Source organism: Saccharibacillus sacchari DSM 19268 (assembly GCF_000585395.1).
GTDB lineage: Bacteria > Bacillota > Bacilli > Paenibacillales > Paenibacillaceae > Saccharibacillus > Saccharibacillus sacchari.
Genome location: NZ_KK073875.1, coordinates 458,679 through 476,626, shown reverse-complemented (window position 1 = coordinate 476,626; position 17,948 = coordinate 458,679). Strand labels below are relative to the sequence as shown.

Annotated in this window: 16 protein-coding genes; 15 read left to right on the top strand and 1 reads right to left on the bottom strand. The window is 52.9% G+C overall.

Translation table 11 applies throughout. The features are described 5' to 3' along the window. The first annotated feature begins 88 nt into the window (after positions 1-88). The 14 genes from polA (at position 89) to SACSAC_RS02105 (ending at position 14,882) form a co-directional block, all read left to right on the top strand. Positions 89-2,767: a DNA polymerase I gene (gene polA / locus SACSAC_RS02170; protein ID WP_037282980.1), complete on the top strand. Its 2,679-nt coding sequence runs from the start codon at positions 89-91 to the stop codon at positions 2,765-2,767. Between the two features lie 47 nt (positions 2,768-2,814). Further along, a complete protein-coding gene (gene mutM / locus SACSAC_RS02165; RefSeq protein WP_037282978.1) occupies positions 2,815-3,657 on the top strand; it encodes a DNA-formamidopyrimidine glycosylase in 843 nt (280 codons plus the stop codon). A 2-nt stretch (positions 3,658-3,659) separates the two neighbouring features. Next, a complete protein-coding gene (coaE, locus tag SACSAC_RS02160) occupies positions 3,660-4,256 on the top strand; it encodes a dephospho-CoA kinase (protein WP_037282975.1) in 597 nt (198 codons plus the stop codon). Continuing rightward, positions 4,253-4,813, top strand: coding sequence for a lytic transglycosylase domain-containing protein (locus SACSAC_RS02155; protein WP_037291819.1), 561 nt, complete (start codon positions 4,253-4,255; stop codon positions 4,811-4,813). Before coaE ends, SACSAC_RS02155 begins: the two co-directional genes overlap by 4 nt. 57 nt (positions 4,814-4,870) lie before the next feature. Next, positions 4,871-5,332, top strand: a complete 462-nt coding sequence (gene nrdR / locus SACSAC_RS02150) for a transcriptional regulator NrdR (protein WP_037282973.1) — start codon at positions 4,871-4,873, stop codon at positions 5,330-5,332. A gap of 183 nt (positions 5,333-5,515) precedes the next feature. Then, complete coding sequence (locus SACSAC_RS02145) at positions 5,516-6,493, top strand: ABC transporter ATP-binding protein (RefSeq protein WP_051506801.1); 978 nt, start codon at positions 5,516-5,518, stop codon at positions 6,491-6,493. A gap of 1 nt (position 6,494) precedes the next feature. After that, positions 6,495-7,238 (top strand): ABC transporter permease, encoded by a 744-nt coding sequence (locus SACSAC_RS02140; RefSeq protein WP_245608715.1) that lies wholly within the window; start codon positions 6,495-6,497, stop codon positions 7,236-7,238. Positions 7,239-7,354: 116 nt separating this feature from the next. Then, positions 7,355-7,759, top strand: a complete 405-nt coding sequence (locus tag SACSAC_RS02135) for a GntR family transcriptional regulator (protein ID WP_037282970.1) — start codon at positions 7,355-7,357, stop codon at positions 7,757-7,759. After that, positions 7,743-8,444 (top strand): ABC transporter ATP-binding protein, encoded by a 702-nt coding sequence (locus tag SACSAC_RS02130; RefSeq protein WP_037282969.1) that lies wholly within the window; start codon positions 7,743-7,745, stop codon positions 8,442-8,444. Before SACSAC_RS02135 ends, SACSAC_RS02130 begins: the two co-directional genes overlap by 17 nt. After that, positions 8,438-9,205: a hypothetical protein gene (locus SACSAC_RS02125; protein WP_037282967.1), complete on the top strand. Its 768-nt coding sequence runs from the start codon at positions 8,438-8,440 to the stop codon at positions 9,203-9,205. Before SACSAC_RS02130 ends, SACSAC_RS02125 begins: the two co-directional genes overlap by 7 nt. A 291-nt stretch (positions 9,206-9,496) precedes the next feature. Beyond that, positions 9,497-10,375 (top strand): RNA polymerase sigma factor RpoD, encoded by an 879-nt coding sequence (gene rpoD / locus SACSAC_RS02120; protein WP_229714293.1) that lies wholly within the window; start codon positions 9,497-9,499, stop codon positions 10,373-10,375. 590 nt (positions 10,376-10,965) lie between these two features. After that, the gene (locus SACSAC_RS02115; protein WP_051506800.1) at positions 10,966-12,645 is read left to right on the top strand and encodes a type 2 periplasmic-binding domain-containing protein; all 1,680 of its coding nucleotides are present in this window, start codon (positions 10,966-10,968) and stop codon (positions 12,643-12,645) included. Between the two features lie 43 nt (positions 12,646-12,688). After that, positions 12,689-13,759, top strand: a complete 1,071-nt coding sequence (locus SACSAC_RS02110) for a glycoside hydrolase family 53 protein (RefSeq protein WP_342666437.1) — start codon at positions 12,689-12,691, stop codon at positions 13,757-13,759. 61 nt (positions 13,760-13,820) lie between these two features. After that, a complete protein-coding gene (locus tag SACSAC_RS02105; RefSeq protein WP_037282962.1) occupies positions 13,821-14,882 on the top strand; it encodes a glycoside hydrolase family 53 protein in 1,062 nt (353 codons plus the stop codon). Between the two features lie 76 nt (positions 14,883-14,958). On the opposite strand, the gene ybaK is transcribed toward SACSAC_RS02105, so the two are convergent. Then, complete coding sequence (gene ybaK / locus SACSAC_RS02100; protein ID WP_037282959.1) at positions 14,959-15,441, bottom strand: Cys-tRNA(Pro) deacylase; 483 nt, start codon at positions 15,439-15,441, stop codon at positions 14,959-14,961. Between the two features lie 187 nt (positions 15,442-15,628). Here ybaK and htpG point away from each other — a divergent pair, with 187 nt between their 5' ends. Continuing rightward, on the top strand, positions 15,629-17,509 hold the full coding sequence (htpG, locus tag SACSAC_RS02095) for a molecular chaperone HtpG (RefSeq protein ID WP_037282957.1): 1,881 nt from the start codon (positions 15,629-15,631) through the stop codon (positions 17,507-17,509). Positions 17,510-17,948 lie beyond the last annotated feature (439 nt).

The window sequence follows — 17,948 nt, the reverse complement described above, 5'->3', positions numbered from 1 at the left end:
GCCGGATTACGCAGAAGCGCAATTCGGCTTTTTACGCGTTTGATGGTATCATAGAGGAACGAAGATTACACCAAAGCGGAGGTTGTGCATGAACAAATTAATGATGATCGACGGCAACAATCTGATCTACCGGGCGTTCTACGGCATTACCGCCCCGCTCCAGACGGCCGACGGACGGCCGACCAACGCGGTGTACGGTTTTATGCTGATGCTGCTTCGGCTGCTGCAGGACGAGAAGCCGACGCACATCCTGGTCACGTTCGATGCAGGCAAGAAGACATTCAGGCACGACGCGTATAGCGAGTACAAAGCAGGACGTCAAAAAACGCCGCCCGAGCTGACCACGCAGTTTCCTTTGTTGAAGGAGCTGATCGAGGCGCTGGGCATCAAGCAATACGAATTGGCAAACTATGAAGCAGACGATATTATGGGAACGCTCGCGGCTCGGGCCGATGCGGAGAAATGCGAAACCGTCATCGTCAGCGGCGACCAGGACGTGCTTCAGTTGGCCTCCGAACATGTGCGCATCAACTTGCTCAAGGGCAAGGGAGTAGGCGACGTGCTGCCGCACGGACCCGAGCAGATCATGGAGCGCTTCGGCTTGACGCCGGCACAGATCGTGGATCTCAAAGGCTTAATGGGTGATTCGTCCGACAACATTCCCGGCGTGCCGGGGGTCGGCGAGAAGACGGCGTTGAAGCTGCTGCACGAATTCGGTTCGGTCGAGAATCTGCTGGACAATACCGACAAGCTGAAAGGCAAACAAAAAGAAAAAGTCGAAGAAAATAAAGATAGCGCGCTGCTCAGCAAAAAGCTGGCGACTATTTTCCGCGAAGTCCCGCTGCCGCTGGAATGGAACGAGCTCGCTTACGCCGGGGCGAACCGCGAAACGGCGGAACCCGTCCTGCGCAAGCTTCAGTTTAATTCGTTGATCGAAAAAATCCCTTACGCGGGCGCAGAAGACGAAGATCCGTTCGCGGAACCCGCTCCGAAAGCGGAAGACCGTCCGCCGCTCGATGTGCGGATCGCGGACGAAGGCACGCTGGGCGAACTGATCGAATTCCTGCCGGACATCAGCATTCTGCACGCGGAAACGCACGGCGATAACCCGCATCACGCCGAAGTCGCCGGACTTACGCTGCACGGGCAAGATCGGTATTATTACGTGCCGTTCGAGCTGCTGCGTTCGCCGAAAGCTTCGCCGGTGCTGGATTGGCTGGAAAACGCCGACGCGCCGAAAAGCGGCTACGATCTGCACCGTACCGATCTGGCGCTGTATTGGAACGGCGTGCGCTTCGCGGGCGCGGCATTCGATTCGCAGCTTGCGGCTTACCTGATCGATCCGACGGAGACGGCGACGACGGTAAGCGGCCTTGCGGTCAAATACGAACTGCCGACGCTGGCCGAGGACGACGCGGTCTACGGCCGTCTGACCAAGTTCGCGTGGCCGGACGTCGAGACGCTCGCGGATCATTCGGCGCGCAAAGTCGAAGCGCTCGAAGCGATCATTCCGAAGCAGCGCGAGCTGCTGGAAAGTTTCGAAATGAACGATCTGTTCTATAAGCTGGAGATGCCGCTCTCGCGCATTCTGGCCGATATGGAGAAGCAGGGAATCGCCGTCAATCCGGATGATCTGGAGGCGTTGGGCAGCGAATTCGAAGTGGAGATCAAACGTCTGCAAGGCGAGATTTACGAGCATGCCGGCACTGAATTCAATATCAACTCGACGCGCCAACTGGGCGAGATCCTGTTTGACAAACTGGGCTTGCCCGTGAAAAAGAAGACCAAAACCGGTTATTCGACCGATGCGAAAGTGTTGGAGGAATTGGCGCCTTATCACGCGATCGTGCGGACCATTTTGCAGTATCGCCAATTGGCGAAGCTGCAATCGACGTATATCGACGGCCTGTTGAAAGAAATTCGCCCGGAGACCGGCAAGGTGCATACGTATTACCGTCAGGCTTTGACCGCCACCGGACGTCTGAGCAGCCAATATCCGAACCTTCAGAACATCCCGATTCGTCTGGAGGAAGGTCGCAAAATTCGTAAAGCTTTCGTTCCGTCGGAGCCGGGATGGACGATTCTGGCCGCCGACTATTCGCAGATCGAACTTCGCGTATTGGCGCATATTTCGAACGACGAAGGGTTGAAAGAAGCGTTCCTGCACGATATGGATATCCATACGAAAACGGCGATGGACGTGTTCGGCGTGAAAAAGGAAGAAGTCGATTCCAACATGCGCCGCTCGGCGAAAGCCGTCAATTTCGGCATCGTATACGGAATCAGCGATTACGGACTGTCGCAGAACCTCGGCATTACTCGGAAACAAGCCGCCGAGTTTATCGAGCAATATTTCGCCGCGTTCAAAGGCGTCCAGCAGTATATGCACGATATCGTGGAAGAAGCGAAAAAAGACGGTTACGTCAAAACGATGCTTGAACGCCGCCGCTATCTGCCGGATATCCATAACCGTAATTTCGCGCAGCGTTCGTTCGCCGAGCGCACGGCCATGAATACCCCGATTCAAGGTACCGCCGCGGATATTATCAAGCTTGCGATGGTTCAGGTCGATGCAGTACTCGCCGAGCGCGGGCTCAAGAGCCGCATGCTGCTTCAAGTGCACGACGAATTGGTATTCGAAGTGCCGGCGGACGAATTGGAACTCATGAAAAAGCTCGTACCGGAAACGATGGAAGGCGCGCTTAAGCTGTCCGTGCCGTTGAAGGCGGACGTCAGCTTCGGCGACAACTGGTACGAAGCGAAATAATCGCATTGCCGGATAACCCGGTTGCCATACAGAAAGGTGATAAAAGCATGCCGGAATTACCAGAAGTCGAAACCGTCAGACGAACTTTAAATACGCTCATCACGGGCAAAACGATCGAACGCGTTACCGTGTCGTTGCCGCGCATCATTCGCCGCCCGGAAGACCCGCTGATGTTCGCCGCGCTGCTCGAAGGACAACAAGTGCGCAATATCGAGCGCAGCGGCAAGTTTTTGCTTTTCAATCTGGACGGGTGGGTCATCGTGTCCCATTTGCGCATGGAAGGCCGATACGGGCTGTACGCGTCAAGCGATCCGGTGGAGAAGCATACCCATGTCATTTTCCACTTTACGGACGGCACCGAGCTTCGCTATCGCGACGTTCGGCAGTTCGGGACGATGGATCTGCTGCCTGCCGGCGAGGAATTTGCGGGCGCTCCGCTGCTTAAGCTCGGTCTCGAGCCTTTGGTACCGGAATTTACGGCTGACGCGCTGGGAGCGAAGCTGGAAGGAAAGAAAACGCGCCTGAAGACGGTGCTGCTCAATCAGGAGATTGTGGCGGGCATCGGTAACATTTATGTGGACGAGACGTTGTTCCGCGCAGGCCTGCATCCCGAGCGGGCGGCAGGCAGCCTGAATCGAGCGGAGCTGGAACGTTTGCATCGCTGCATCGTGGATATCCTGAACGAAGCGGTCGCTGCGGGCGGATCTTCGGTGAAATCCTACGTGAACGGTCAGGGCGAATCCGGCTCGTTCCAGGATCAGCATCGAATATACGGTCGCAAAGGACAACCTTGCCATAATTGCGGGACCCCGATCGAGCGCATCGTGGTAGGCGGGCGCGGTACTCACTACTGCCCGAACTGCCAGAAGCCGAACGAAGGAGGGCTTTAAGCATGAGAATCGGATTGACCGGCGGCATCGCGACGGGCAAAAGCACGGTCTCCAAAATGTTGGCGTCTCGCGGCGTTCATATCGTCGATGCCGACATCATTGCGCGCGACGTAATGAACCCGGGGCAACCGTTGTTAGCTGTCGTGGCGGACCGATTCGGCTCGGAGTTTTTGCTGCCGGAAGGCGGATTGGATCGGCGGCGGATGGCGGAGCATATTTTTAACCGGCCCGAAGAACGCGAAGCGCTCAATGCGATCGTCCATCCGGCGATCCGAGCGGAGATTCGAGGACAGGTCGAGGCCGCGGAAGCGGCTGACCCGACGGGAATCGTGGCTGCGGATATTCCGCTTTTGTACGAGTCGGGTTTGGAAGACTTATACGAGAAGATCGTCGTGGTCTACGTGCCGCGTGCCGTGCAGCTCGAACGGTTGACGTCTAGGGACGGTCTAACGCCGGAACAGGCGGAGGGCCGCCTGAACGCCCAACTCGATATCGAGGAAAAAAAGCGCAGAGCCGACTTCGTGATCGACAACAGCGGCACGCTTGAAGAGACTCGGCGTCAGGTCGAGGAACTGTTGGAGCAATGGGTGGCGCGATGAGAATGTTGAAGAAGAGATTTGTACTGCCGTTGTTCGTGTTGGTGCTGGGCGTGCTTTTTTTCAATAGCGGATGGATGTCCTGGGTCTATCCGATCGGCTACAAGGAAGAAATCCGGCAGCAGTCCGACTCCTATGCCATCGATCCGTTTTTGATCGCGTCGATCATTCGAGTGGAAACGAACTTCAAGCCGAGCAAGGAATCCAGGGTCGGGGCGCTCGGAATCATGCAGCTGATGCCGGACACGGCAACCTGGGCGATCGAACAGGGCAAGCTGCCTGAAGCGACGATCGAGCGAATCAAGCACGAGCCGGATACGAACATTCGTATCGGAACCTGGTATCTGCGCAACCTGTCGGATCAATTCGGCGATAATACGCTGGCGGTAGTGGCTGCGTACAACGCGGGACCCGGCAACGTGAAGAAATGGCTGGAGGAAGGGACTTGGGACGGGAAGCTGGAAAGTGTGCGGAATATTCCGATCGGAGAGACCCGGCACTATGTACAGCGGGTCGTTTACTATTATAATCAGTATACGAAGGTTTACGAGACGTTCTGAACGGACGGAGAACCCTGTACGGAAGCTCCGGCTGCCGGAAGAAAGGAAGTGAAAATTTTGAAATGCCCCTATTGCGATTACAGCGGTACCCGCGTGCTGGATTCAAGGCCGGCCAACGAAAACAAATCGATCCGGAGAAGGCGCGAATGCGAAAGTTGTGCCCGAAGGTTTACCACATTCGAAATGGTCGAGGAGACGCCGCTGATCGTTATTAAGAAGGACGGAAGCCGTGAGGAATTCAGCCGGGATAAAATTTTGCGCGGATTGATCCGGGCTTGCGAAAAGCGTCCGGTATCAGTCGAGCAGCTGGAGACGGTCGTCTCCCGCGTCGAGCGCTCCCTGCGCAATACGGCAGTGGCAGAGATCGAAAGCGGTCAGATCGGCGAGCAGGTCATGCAAGAGCTATATCCGGTGGACGAGGTGGCCTATGTGCGCTTCGCTTCGGTCTATCGGCAGTTCAAGGACATTAATATGTTCATGAAGGAACTGAAAACGCTGCTCTCGAAAGACGGGCAGTGAAAAGGAGGAAATCCGATTCGCAAGGAAGCGCTTTGGGATCGGATTTTTGTAGGGTAAGAAAAGATGAGCGTTCATTTGCCTCAGGCATATGAACGCTTTTTTTGTTTTTCAAAAAAATGGTTTACACTCCATGTGTGTCGGTGTACTATATAAATATAACACTAGTACATGGAGGTAAGGCTCATGAATTTGGAACAAACGAATCATCCGAATTCCTCGCAGCAGGTCAGTCATGAACAACCGGTGCTTATGCTGGATCAGGTGACGAAGCGTATTGGGAAGAAGACGATTGTGGACCGATTGTCGTTTGAAGTGCGTCGCGGGGAGATTGTGGGTCTGCTTGGGCCGAACGGCGCGGGGAAGACGACGGCGATTCGCATGATGACGGGATTGTTTACGATCAATGAAGGCGATATTCGCATTGCGGGGCAGAGCATTCGGAAGCAGTTTAAGCAAGCCATCGTTCATGTCGGAGGCATTATTGAAAATCCGGAATTTTATCCGTATATGAGCGGGTTCGATAATTTGAAGCAGGCGGCGCGCATGACGGATAACGTGACGGACGCGCGTATTACGGAAGTTATTAGCCTTCTCGGCCTCCAGGAGGCGCTTCATAAGAAAGTTAAAGCTTATTCGCTCGGCATGCGGCAGCGTCTCGGGATTGCGCAGGCACTGCTGGATCGCCCCAAGCTGCTGATTTTGGATGAACCGACGAATGGGCTTGATCCGGCGGGAATACGCGAGATGCGCGACTATCTGAAGAAGATCGCGCAATCCGAGGGAATCGCCATTTTGGTGTCCAGCCACTTGCTGTCGGAAGTTGAGCAGATGTGCACGCGCGTTGTTATCATTCAAAATGGCAAGTTGGTAACGGAGCACAATATCGGGGATCCAAAGAATGCGACATTGCTTCCGGAACTGCGAATTCGCGTAGATCGTCCTTCTGCAGCGGTACAAATTTTGAAAAAGCTGGAGCCTGTGCAGATGATCGAGGTTAAGGAAGACGCGTCCGAGTTGGTCTGCCGGGTAGCGGACGCGGACATGCCGACCCTGATCGATGCGCTTCGGGAAGCGGACGTGGTTGTATACCGCATTGCCGAATCGAAAAAATCGCTTGAAGACGAATTCCTGCAATGGACGGGAGGCAACCAAATTGCGTAATATGACGGCATTGGTACAGAACGAATGGCTGAAGCTGACGAAAAAGAAAAGCTTCTGGGTATCGCCGGCTTTGTTGGTCGCGATTACCGGATTAGTGACCTTTATGCTCTACAAATTCGGAACCGATGTAGAGGAGATGGGCTCGGGAGTTGCTTACATGGCCGGGATGCTGGGTGCTTCGGGGATGGGGCAATTTATCGCCATTTTGTCCGTAGTCGCGACATCGGGAATCATTGCTCAGGAGTATGCGCAAGGCACGATTAAATTTTTGCTGATCCGTTCCCGCAGTCGCGGAGAAATCTTGATTTCGAAATATCTGGTCGTTTTATTGTACATCTTGATGATGATGGCAATTGCAGCTGTTGTTCTTTTTATCGTCGGAGGAATGGCTTTTGGATTCGGAGGTACGGGCGAGCAATGGATAGCCGTGCTGAAACAGGCGACTTACGGCTTTGTCTACTCTCTGGTGTATGCCTCGTTTGCTTTTATGATCGGCGTCTTGACACGTTCGACGGGCGTTGCGATTGGCGTAGGGTTGACGGGGACGATGTTCGGCGGAATTCTCATCTACAAAGACTTTTACAAATATGTATTGTTCCCGAATGCGGATCTGTCGGTCTACGGCAATATGGGACCTCCGCTGCCGGGGATGACGCTCGGATTTTCGATTCTGGTATTGGTTGTATACGTGGCGCTGTTTCTGGTCGCGGGGTATACTGTGTTCAGACGCCGGGACGTGGCTTAGTACCTTGTCAATACTAAAGGCGTCGAAAGAGCAGGCTGTCCGTTACATCATTCAACGTGACGGATGAAGGATACTGCGCGTATGTCCCGGCATGCGGAAAGGTGTGAGCGTCAGGCGTGACTATCGAATTTGACAACAATCTACCCATCTATCTGCAGATCATGAATTACATCAAACTGCAAATCGTGACAGGCAAACTGGGCCCCGGCGAGAAGATTCCTTCTGTGCGCGAGTTAGCCTCCGAACTGAAGATTAATCCGAACACGATCCAGCGGACGTTTCAGGAACTCGAACGGGAAGGCGTAGCCGAGAGTCGGCGCGGCCTGGGCCGGTTCGTGACAAGCGAGGATGAGAAGATCATGAGTATAAAAAAAGAGATGGCCTCCGACCTGCTCGACCGCTTCATCGGAGGCATGCGAGAGCTTGGTTTCGACAACGAAAATATCGTGAAGATCGTCACGGAGTCGGTCGAAGGCGGTCGGAGCGGGGGAGGAGGAGACGCGCATGGTACCCTTGCTTGAGTTGCAGTCGGTCAGCAAAGCATACGGGAAAAAAACGGCATTGCTTGACCTCTCGTTATCGGTTGAACCGGGACGGATCGTAGGCTTGCTAGGCAGCAACGGGAGCGGCAAGTCGACCTTGATGCAGATCGCGGCCGGGTTGCTTCATCCGGACTCCGGCAGCGTCCGTATTCGGGGGCAACTTCCGGGAGTTCGAACGAAAGCTGCTGTTTCCTTTATGCCGGATCGTCCGCAGTTTGAATCATGGATGAGCATTGGGGATGCTCTTGATTTTCAACGGGATTTTTTTGCGGACTACGATGCGGACAAAGCACGGCGAATGCTGGATTTTATGAAGCTGTCGAGACGGGATAAAGCGGTCTCCTTGTCAAAAGGGATGGGCGAACGGCTACAGTTGACGTTGGCGTTATCGCGCAAGGCTTCGCTGTATTTGCTCGACGAGCCGATCGGCGGCGTCGATCCGGTAGCGCGCGATCATATTCTGGATGCGTTGGTCGAGTTTTACGAGGAAGAGAGCAGTGTCGTGGTCTCGACCCATCTGATCTCCGATATCGAACGGATTTTTGACGAGATCGTGATGATTCAAGGAGGAAGCGTGATCATGCAGGGGGATGCGGAACAGCTGCGGATGGCATCGGGCAAAAGCATCGACCAACTGTTCAAAGAGGTGTATGCCGAATGTTGAGGCTATTGAAGTATGATTTGAAAAGGGATATGTTCATGCTGCTTGGCGGCGGGGCGGCAATCGTCTTGTTGTTACTGGCGATTGAAATAGGCGGGCGATACTGGAGCATGGAAGCCGACGTTCGATTTGTACTGACCGTGCTGACGTATTTTTTTGCCGGCTGCGGGATGTTGGTCATTGTATGTACCAGTTTTCGGAAAAACATCGGGTCGACTAGCCGAAGGCTGCTGCCTGTACATAGCTGGACCTATATCGCGTCAGCGGGCTTGTATGCGTTATTAACAGGTATTTGCTTGCTGGTGCTGGGAATCGGACAACTGTTTTATTATTGGCAGAGCGGCTTATGGGAAGAACTGAAAGGTCTCGGAGCTGTTAATATCAAGGGATTGGAATGGCTAACGCCGCCTTTGATTTGGTTAGGTATTCCGTTTACGTTATTATGGGCAGTAATATTAGGATTATCAGCCTTGTTTTTAGCGATCACCCTAACAGAGAGCTTGCGCGTCAAGGCTCGAAGCCTGGTAGGCGTCTTCTTGTTTTTCGCAATGGGCTCGCTACTCTCGTGGATAGAAAATGCTTTTTTTGGCGGACGCGGTACACAAGCTATACCAGGCATTCGAGTTGAAAGTCAGTCCGTTATGGATTTGCGTATTCAAGGCCTCGACGCAGGTTGGGCAGCCTTTGTTTTTGAAGCGGTTGTCGTGGTTTTGTGTATCTGGCTGACGATCAAGCTGATTGATCGTCGCGTTCAAATAAAATAGGCAACAAAAAAGAGCCTTTTCCACTATATAATGGAGAGGGCTCTTTTATTATCTAATACATTCATACACAAGTTACCTATTTGTTTAGGATTGAAATAAAAAAATCTTCCGCAGTTGATTTTCAACTCGAAAGATGTTATACTAATAGCTGTCCGTAATTTAGTTATTATAAACAAATATATTAAAATCATAGCACGGATTGATTTTATTGTCAAATAATTTTTAGAACGATTTATTAGGGAGTCAACCCTCAATTTCTGGAAGGAAGGGGAACTATAAATGGATCGAAACATGGAAACCGAGTCCGCTCAGATTCCGGAAGAAGCTGTTCTAACCGGCGCGGGAAGCGACGATTCGGTACGAATGTACCTGAAGGAAATCGGGCGCACGCCCCTTTTGTCTGCGAACGAAGAAATTTCCTTGGCGGAACGCATCGTACAAGGAGACGAGGAAGCCAAGCGGAGATTGGCCGAAGCGAACTTGCGTCTCGTTGTCAGCATTGCCCGTCGTTATGTCGGACGCGGCATGATGCTGCTCGACCTGATTCAAGAAGGCAACATGGGTCTGATTAAGGCCGTTGAAAAGTTCGACCACACTAAAGGCTTCAAATTTAGTACGTATGCGACTTGGTGGATTCGCCAGGCGATCACGCGCGCTCTGGCCGACCAAGCCAGAACAATCCGTATTCCGGTGCATATGGTCGAGACGATGAACAAGTTCATGCGCGTCTCGCGTCAAATGCTTCAGGAGCTCGGCCGCGAACCTTCCGTCGAAGAATTGGCAAAAGCGATGGAAATGACCGAAGAGAAGATCCGCGACATCATGAAAATCGCGCAAGATCCGGTCTCGATCGAGACGCCGATCGGCGATGAACAAGATTCCAAACTCGGGGACTTTATCGAAGACAAAGAAGCTATCGCCCCATCCAAGTTCGCGGAAGCGGGCCTGTTGCGCGAACAGCTTGAAGAAGTGCTCGATACGCTTACCGAGCGCGAAGAAAACGTTCTTCGTCTGCGCTTCGGTCTGGAAGACGGCCGCGCCCGCACGCTCGAAGAAGTCGGAAAAGAGTTCGGCGTTACCCGCGAACGGATCCGCCAAATCGAAGCTAAAGCATTGCGCAAACTTCGCCACCCGAGCCGCAGCAAAATTCTGAAAGGCTACCTGGAGTAGACTTTCGTTTCTTATCTTAGACCGGAACACTTTGTTCCGGTCTTTTTTTGATGACAAAATCCTGTTCGTGCGGAAAGCTTGGGCGCTGCGGGAGAAATTCGTTTAAGTCGCTGCCTCACGCAGAAAGCCTCCGGCTTTCCTCGTTCAAAGGCGTCTTAAACTGAATTTCTCCCTCCGCTTTTCGCTTTTTTTATAAGGAGTCAAATCTTGTCGTCCCGGTCTCTTTCTACTAGGGCGTGTCTTCAAACCTGCCAACGTGCATCTTTTACCGCCTTTTCGCACTGCCCCGGATTCGTACCTAAAGCGTGTACGATTCCGGCAACGTCGCGTCACTTTCCCTTGACGTGCCCCGGCACGCCTTCAGAAAAGTTCCTTATTCAGCACGAAAATTCGGCAAAATCTGCTTCCGTCGAGGTTTGAAGACACGCCCTGGTTCAACACGCGACCGAAACGAAACTCTTCCTCCACCGACACAACGCTCCAAAAGGTTGCGAAAGGTGCAGAAATGTTGGAGATGCGACATAGGCCGCGAAGCCTTTTCCCCTCTACAATAAAAAGGAAGCGATCTCAAAACTTAGGGAGGGGAAGAATTGGGAACAAAACGATGGGGAATTAAAGGGGGCCTTCTGGCGCTATGCGCCGGCTTGGCATTAAGCGGATGCGGCGGCGGAGGAACAAGCAGCGAAACGGCGGAAAGCAGCGATTCGCCGAAAGTTGAAAACGTATACAAAGAGAGCTATGATCCGCCGGTGACCATCACTACCGCTTGGGGCATCAATCCGATCGCCGAATTCAAAAACGGAGAAACGATCGAAAACAACGTGGCGACCAAGTGGGCCAAAGAAAAGTTCGGCATCGACATCAAATCGCTCTGGTCGGTAACGGACACGAACAACGCGTTCACGACGAAAATGAGGCTATCGATGTCTTCGGGACAGGAAATGCCGGAAATCGTGACCGTGGGCGACGATTTGTTGGCACAGGATTTGATCGACTCCGGCATGTATCAGGAAGCGGGACCTTTGTTCGATCAATATGCTTCGGATACATGGAAAAAAGCGATGGAGCTTGACCCGAATATTTGGAACCCGTATACGCGCGACGGCAAACGGATGGGGATCCCGATTCTTGATTACGCTTACAATAACGACTACCTGTTGTGGATTCGTCAAGACTGGCTGGACAAGTTGAACTTGCAAGCGCCGAAAACGATCGATGAACTGGAAAAGGTCATGGAGGCTTTCAAAACCAAAAATCCCGACGGCTTGGCGCCGGATAAAGTGATTCCGCTCAGTATCGGGTTCAAAACGACAATGAACACTTGGATGGGCGACCCTTCCTGGATTTTCGGCGCTTACGGCACGCTGCCGCAGCAGTGGAACACGGGCGAGGACGGCAAGCTGGAATACGGATCAGTCAACCCGGCCATGAAAGAAGGTCTCGTCAAAATCAAAGACTGGCTCGATAAAGGATATATTCCTCAGGAAGCGGCTTTATGGGATGCGAACAAAACAGCAGAGCCCGCGGTTGCCGGAACGGCCGGCATCATTCCGGGGCCGTATTGGATGAGCGGATGGCCGCTTCAGGACACCGAGCAAAACGTGCCGGATGCCGTGTGGAAACCGATCGCGATTCCGTCAGGTCCGGACGGTACCGCGATGCGCCACGAGACGAAATTTTCCAACGGCGTCATTTTGATCAAAAAAGACATGGCGCATCCGGAAGCGTTTTTCACGTATCAAAACTATTTGTTCGACAACTACGCGGACCCGGCGCCGGGAAGCCCGTACGATTACGGCCTGTTCGAAGGCTACGACTACGAGTTGGATGCGCAAGGACAGCCGATTCCGGGCGAAGAAAGCAAAGACGGCGCCTATGTCAACGTCACGCTGTACCTGCTCGTTCATGACGGAGCCCGCATTCCGGATGCCCAGATGAAAGCGCTGCTGAAGCTTGCGGACGGCGAAGAACCGGTGAGCAAGATGGAAAAAGACGTGGCGCTCAACTACGGGGCGGAGACTCCTGCCGCGGCCAAAGTTCTGCTGAGCCAGGAAGAAATCTCCAAGAAAAACATGTTTACGGGACCGACTACCGAGACGATGAAATCCAAACTGGATTATCTGAACAAAATGGAGAATCAGGTCTTCAACGAAATCATTTACGGCAAAAGTCCGGTCGATGCATTCGATGCGTTCGCGCAATCCTGGCAATCGGGAGGCGGCGAACAAATCACGCAGGAAGTCAACGAATGGTATGACAGCGTGAAGTAACCTTTTTGCACGCGCATAAATAGGCAAACGGAGGAACGTAATCTTGGATATTCGCGATAAGGACTTTTCGGTCGGCATGGATTTGTCTTTCATGGATGAAATCGAACATGGAGGCGGACGTTATTTCGATGAATTGGGACAGGAGCGGGAGCTGCTGGAACTGGTGAAGGAAAAAGGCGTCAATGCCGTAAGGCTGCGTATTTGGAACGATCCGGTCGGAGGCTTCTGCAACTTGGAGCGCACCGTGCCGATCGCCAAACGGATCAAACAGGCAGGACTGCGCTTTTTGCTCGACTTCCATTACTCCGACAAGTGGGCCGATCCGGCCAACCAATGGAAACCCGCGGCTTGGGAAACTTTTTCCTTCGAGCAGCTCGGACAAGCCGTTTATGATTACACCGCGGAAGTGCTGGATGCGTTGAAAAAAGAAAACGCGCTGCCGGATATGGTGCAGGTCGGCAACGAGATCACGCCCGGCATGCTGTGGAACGAAGGCAAAGTGGACGGCGAAGCTTACGACAACGACCGGCAGTGGGAACAATTTGCCGGGTTGGTCAAACGGGGCATCGAAGCCGTACATGCGGCAAGTACGGATATCCGCGTCATGATCCATATCGACCGTGGCGGCGACAATGCGTCCAGCGTCAAATTTTTCGACCGGTTCGAGGAGCTTCAAGTGGAATTTGACGTGATCGGGCAATCTTTCTATCCGTGGTGGCACGGAACGCTGGATGCTTTGCGCGACAACCTGCATGATCTGGCCGCCCGTTACGGCAAACCGATCAACGTGGTCGAAACGGCTTATCCGTGGACGTTGGAAGAACCGGAAGGATCGAAATGGGTGATGAACGGCAAAGAAGGACTGCTCCCGCTGCCGGAATACCCGCCGACAGCCGAAGGGCAACAGCGTTATTTGGAGGAATTGATCGCTATCGTGCGCGCTGTGCCGAACGGATTGGGCGAAGGATTTTATTACTGGGAGCCGGCCTGGATTCCTTCTCAAAAAGAATGGTCCGTGGGGCATCCGAACAACTGGGCCAATCTGACGATGTTCGATTTCGAAGGCAAAGCGTTGAAGTCTTTTGCGGCGTTCGCCGGACAGACTGCGAAATGATCGCCGGCCGGAAGCCCGTCTGAATGGCTTCCGGCCGAGTTTTTCAACCAGGAGGGATAGAATGGAGACAAGAAAGCCGATCAGAACCCTAATGTTGACGGTGTTGTGCGCCGTTTTCCTGATCTCGACGTGGAGCGTCGCCGCTCCGAACACGGCTTCGGCTGCCGCGCCCGCATTCGCCAAAGGCGCGGATATCAGTTGGGTAGCCGGGCTCGAAGCCCAAGGTCAGACCTGGAAAGACAAAACCGGCAAGCAAAAAGACATTCTGCAAATTCTTAAAGACGATTATCAGATCAATTCCGTGCGGATTCGCGTCTGGGTCAATCCGAACATGAGCGACTACAAAAACGGATATTTGAACGCTGAAAAAGCGGCAGAACTTGCGGCCCGCGCCAAGAAACTCGGCATGAGCGTCATGCTGACGCTGCATTATAGCGATTCTTGGGCCGATCCCGGCCAGCAGACCAAACCTTACGCATGGCAGAATTTCAACTTTACCCAATTGATGGACGCCGTATGGAGTCATACGGTCTACGTGATGAACACGATGAAAAACAAAGGCGTAACGCCGGATTGGGTGCAGATCGGCAATGAGACGAGCGACGGGATGCTGTGGCCGGACGGCCGTGCTTCCCAAGGCGGAATGAAAAATTACGCGTGGCTGGTAAACACGGGCAACAACGCGGTCAAATCGGTCAGCAGCAGTACCAAAACGATCGTGCATCTGGCCAGCGGCCATGATTCGGCACTGTTCGAATGGAATATCGGCGGACTGATCAACAACGGGGCGACGTTCGATATGGTGGCGATGTCGCTGTATCCGAGCGCGTCCGATTGGCAGACCAAAGTCAACCAAGCGGCGGCGAACGCCAACAATATCATCGCCAAATACAACAAAGACGTCATCGTCACCGAGATCGGACTGGAGTATAACCAGGCCGCGGCGACCAAAAGCTTTATTTCCGATATCAAGCAGAAAATTCGCAATATCCCGAACGGTCGGGGCAAAGGCGTCTTTTATTGGGAACCTGAAGCGCCTCCTGGCTACAACGGCGGCTACAACAAAGGCGCTTGGGGAACCGACGGCAAGCCGACGCAGGCGTTGGAAGGTTTCTTGAATTAAGTCTTGATCAACGGCAAAGAACCGATCCTTTTCAAGAAGGATCGGTTCTTTTGCTTCGTATATGGGGAATGGCGCTTTACTTGATCAGATCCGCAAACGAGGCTTGAGCCGCTTCGGCCAGATCGCGGGGAGCAAGCTTCATTTGGAGCCCGATTTTGCCCGCACTGACTGCCACATGCTCCAAGGCATCGCCGCCGGCATGTATGAACGTCGGGAAATGTTTTTTCATCCCGATCGGCGAACAGCCTCCGCGCACGTAGCCGGTCCATTTTTGGAGTTCTTTGAGCGGAAGCATTTCGATCTTTTTTTCGCCCGCGGTCCGTGCCGCTTTTTTCAAATCCAACTCTTCGCCGACCGGAATCACGAAAACGAAGCCGTTCGGACCTGAATGGGCGACCAGCGTTTTGAAGACCGTTTCCGACGAGAGTCCGACCTTTTCTGCGACGGCCGTGCCGTGAATCCGTCCGTCTTCGTTATCGTAGCTGAACACCTCGTACGGAATTCCCAGATCGTCGAGTTTGCGCATGGCGTTTGTTTTGCTTGCTTTGGGTGCTGCCATAAAAAGACCTCCTAATTAAGCCGTACTTTTTCCGCATGCTGAAATTATACTCGAAAAAGTGCCGAAAACGAAAAGGGCCTTTTCTTGACATGAAAATAGAAGAATGCTATAAAAGAAATTGGATTAGCACTCCGCGATAAAGAGTGCTAACAACATTAGTCTCAACCAATCGGAGGGAAAATTACGCATGGAAAAGAAGCAGTTCCAGGCCGAATCCAAACGCCTGCTCGAAATGATGATCAACTCGATCTACACGCAAAAAGAAATCTTTCTGCGCGAATTGATCTCCAATTCGAGCGATGCGATCGACAAGATCTATTATCGGGCTCTGACCGACGACAACCTGACCTTTAACCCTGAAAATTACTACATTAAATTGTCCGTAGACAAAGAGAACCGCAAACTCACGCTGACCGACACGGGGATCGGCATGACGCGCGAAGATTTGGAGAACAATCTGGGCGTCATCGCCAAAAGCGGATCGCTTGCTTTTAAAAAGGAAAACGAAGCGAAAGACGGCCACGATATCATCGGGCAGTTCGGCGTAGGCTTCTACTCGGCATTCATGGTCGCGGATCATGTGTCCGTGACAAGCCGCGCGTTGGGCGAAGACCAAGCTTACAAATGGGAATCCGACGGCGCCGACGGCTATACGGTCGAGCCTGCCGAGAAAGCCGAAGTCGGTACGGAAATCGTATTGACGATCAAAAACAACACGGAAGACGAGAGCTACGACGAGTTCCTGGAAGACTATCGCCTGCGCTCCATCGTCAAGAAATACTCGGATTTTATCCGTTATCCGATCAAAATGGACACGACCGTTCGCGTACCGAAAGAAGAAGCGGAAGGCGAATTCGACGAGAAGATTGAAGAAGAACAAGTCAACAGCATGGTGCCGATCTGGCGCAAAAACAAAAGCGAGCTGACCGAAGCGGACTATGAGAACTTCTATGCCGAAAAGCATTACGGGTTCGATAAGCCTCTGTCGCATGTACACATCAACGCCGACGGTGCCGTGGTGTACCGCTCGATCCTGTTTATCCCGGAAACGCCGCCGTTCGACTTCTACTCCCGCGAGTATGAAAAAGGACTGGAGCTGTATGCCAACGGCGTGCTGATCATGAATAAATGCGCCGATCTGCTGCCGGATTACTTCAGCTTCGTCAAAGGCATGGTCGACTCCGAGAGTCTCTCGCTGAACATTTCCCGCGAGATGCTGCAGCATGACCGCCAGCTCAAGCTGATCGCCAAAAATATCGAAAGCAAGATCAAAAGCCAACTCAAATCGCTGCAAAAAGACGACCGCGAGAAGTACGACAAGTTCTTCGAAGCATTCGGACGCCAGCTGAAATACGGCGTATACAGCGACTACGGCACGCATAAGGACGCACTGAAAGACCTGCTCATGTTCTACTCTTCGACGGAGAAAAAGCTGGTGACGCTGGACGAGTACGTTTCACGCATGCCGGAAGAACAGAAATACATCTACTACGCGGCCGGAGCTTCGCATTCGCGGATCGAGAAGCTTCCGCAGACGGAGATGGTTGCCGATAAAGGCTACGAAATCCTGTACTTCACCGACGATATCGACGAATTCGCCGTGAAGGTGCTGCTGAGTTACAACGAAAAAGAATTCCGCTCCGTATCCGCCGGCGATCTTGGCATCGAATCGGACGAAGAAGAAAAGCAGGACGAAGCGGAAGCCGCAGGCGAAAAAGAACTGTTCGAGTACATGAAGGAACGCCTGGCAGGAAAAGTATCGAATGTGCGCGCGTCCAAGCGTTTGCGTTCGCATCCGGTCTGCCTGAGCAGCGACGGCGAAGTCTCGATCGAGATGGAAAAAATCCTGAGCATGATGCCGGACAACCCGAACGTCAAAGCCGACAAAGTACTGGAAGTGAACGTGAACCATGACGTATTCGCTTCGCTGAAATCCTCGCTGGAAAACGACAAGTCGAAGCTCGATCTGTACACGGACCTGCTGTACAATCAGGCGCTGCTGATCGAAGGCTTGCCGATTGAAGATCCCGTGGAGTTTACGAACATGATGTGCAAGGTGATGGTTTAGAGGTTAGAAAAGATTGAGCGGCTGCCGGGGGAATGTCTGTTTCGTTCGCGTGTTGCAATCGGGAAGCTGGATTGGACGCAGAATGAGGCTTCCCGATTGCAAAGGCTCTCTCCACAGACATTCCCCTTTCGCCGCTCTATCTTTTCTTAGTGGGTAGGAACAGGGAAAAAAGCAAAACATAGAGGAAGCTTGGAACTGTTATCGTTCCGAGCTTCTTTTTTTATTGGGCGGCTTTGGACTGTCACCGCTAAATCAAACAACTTCAGTGTCCCGGATTTCGAGGCGGCGGAGTCCCGGGATGAGGGAGCAAGTCGGGAAGGGAAAGAAATTTCTTATAAAAAACCCTAGGCGTAAGACCTTGTGAGTGATGGAAAAAGACGAATACTGGGACCAAAGCCTGTCGGACGGTAGAGGCTTTTTTTATGTGCGCAAATCTCCT

Coding starts and splice junctions, on each gene's coding strand:
- polA (WP_037282980.1), top strand. CDS start 89: ATGAACAAATTAATGATGATCGACGGCAACAATCTGATCTACCGGGCG.
- mutM (WP_037282978.1), top strand. CDS start 2,815: ATGCCGGAATTACCAGAAGTCGAAACCGTCAGACGAACTTTAAATACG.
- coaE (WP_037282975.1), top strand. CDS start 3,660: ATGAGAATCGGATTGACCGGCGGCATCGCGACGGGCAAAAGCACGGTC.
- SACSAC_RS02155 (WP_037291819.1), top strand. CDS start 4,253: ATGAGAATGTTGAAGAAGAGATTTGTACTGCCGTTGTTCGTGTTGGTG.
- SACSAC_RS02145 (WP_051506801.1), top strand. CDS start 5,516: ATGAATTTGGAACAAACGAATCATCCGAATTCCTCGCAGCAGGTCAGT.
- SACSAC_RS02140 (WP_245608715.1), top strand. CDS start 6,495: ATGACGGCATTGGTACAGAACGAATGGCTGAAGCTGACGAAAAAGAAA.
- SACSAC_RS02130 (WP_037282969.1), top strand. CDS start 7,743: ATGGTACCCTTGCTTGAGTTGCAGTCGGTCAGCAAAGCATACGGGAAA.
- SACSAC_RS02125 (WP_037282967.1), top strand. CDS start 8,438: ATGTTGAGGCTATTGAAGTATGATTTGAAAAGGGATATGTTCATGCTG.
- rpoD (WP_229714293.1), top strand. CDS start 9,497: ATGGAAACCGAGTCCGCTCAGATTCCGGAAGAAGCTGTTCTAACCGGC.
- SACSAC_RS02105 (WP_037282962.1), top strand. CDS start 13,821: ATGGAGACAAGAAAGCCGATCAGAACCCTAATGTTGACGGTGTTGTGC.
- ybaK (WP_037282959.1), bottom strand. CDS start 15,441: ATGGCAGCACCCAAAGCAAGCAAAACAAACGCCATGCGCAAACTCGAC.
- htpG (WP_037282957.1), top strand. CDS start 15,629: ATGGAAAAGAAGCAGTTCCAGGCCGAATCCAAACGCCTGCTCGAAATG.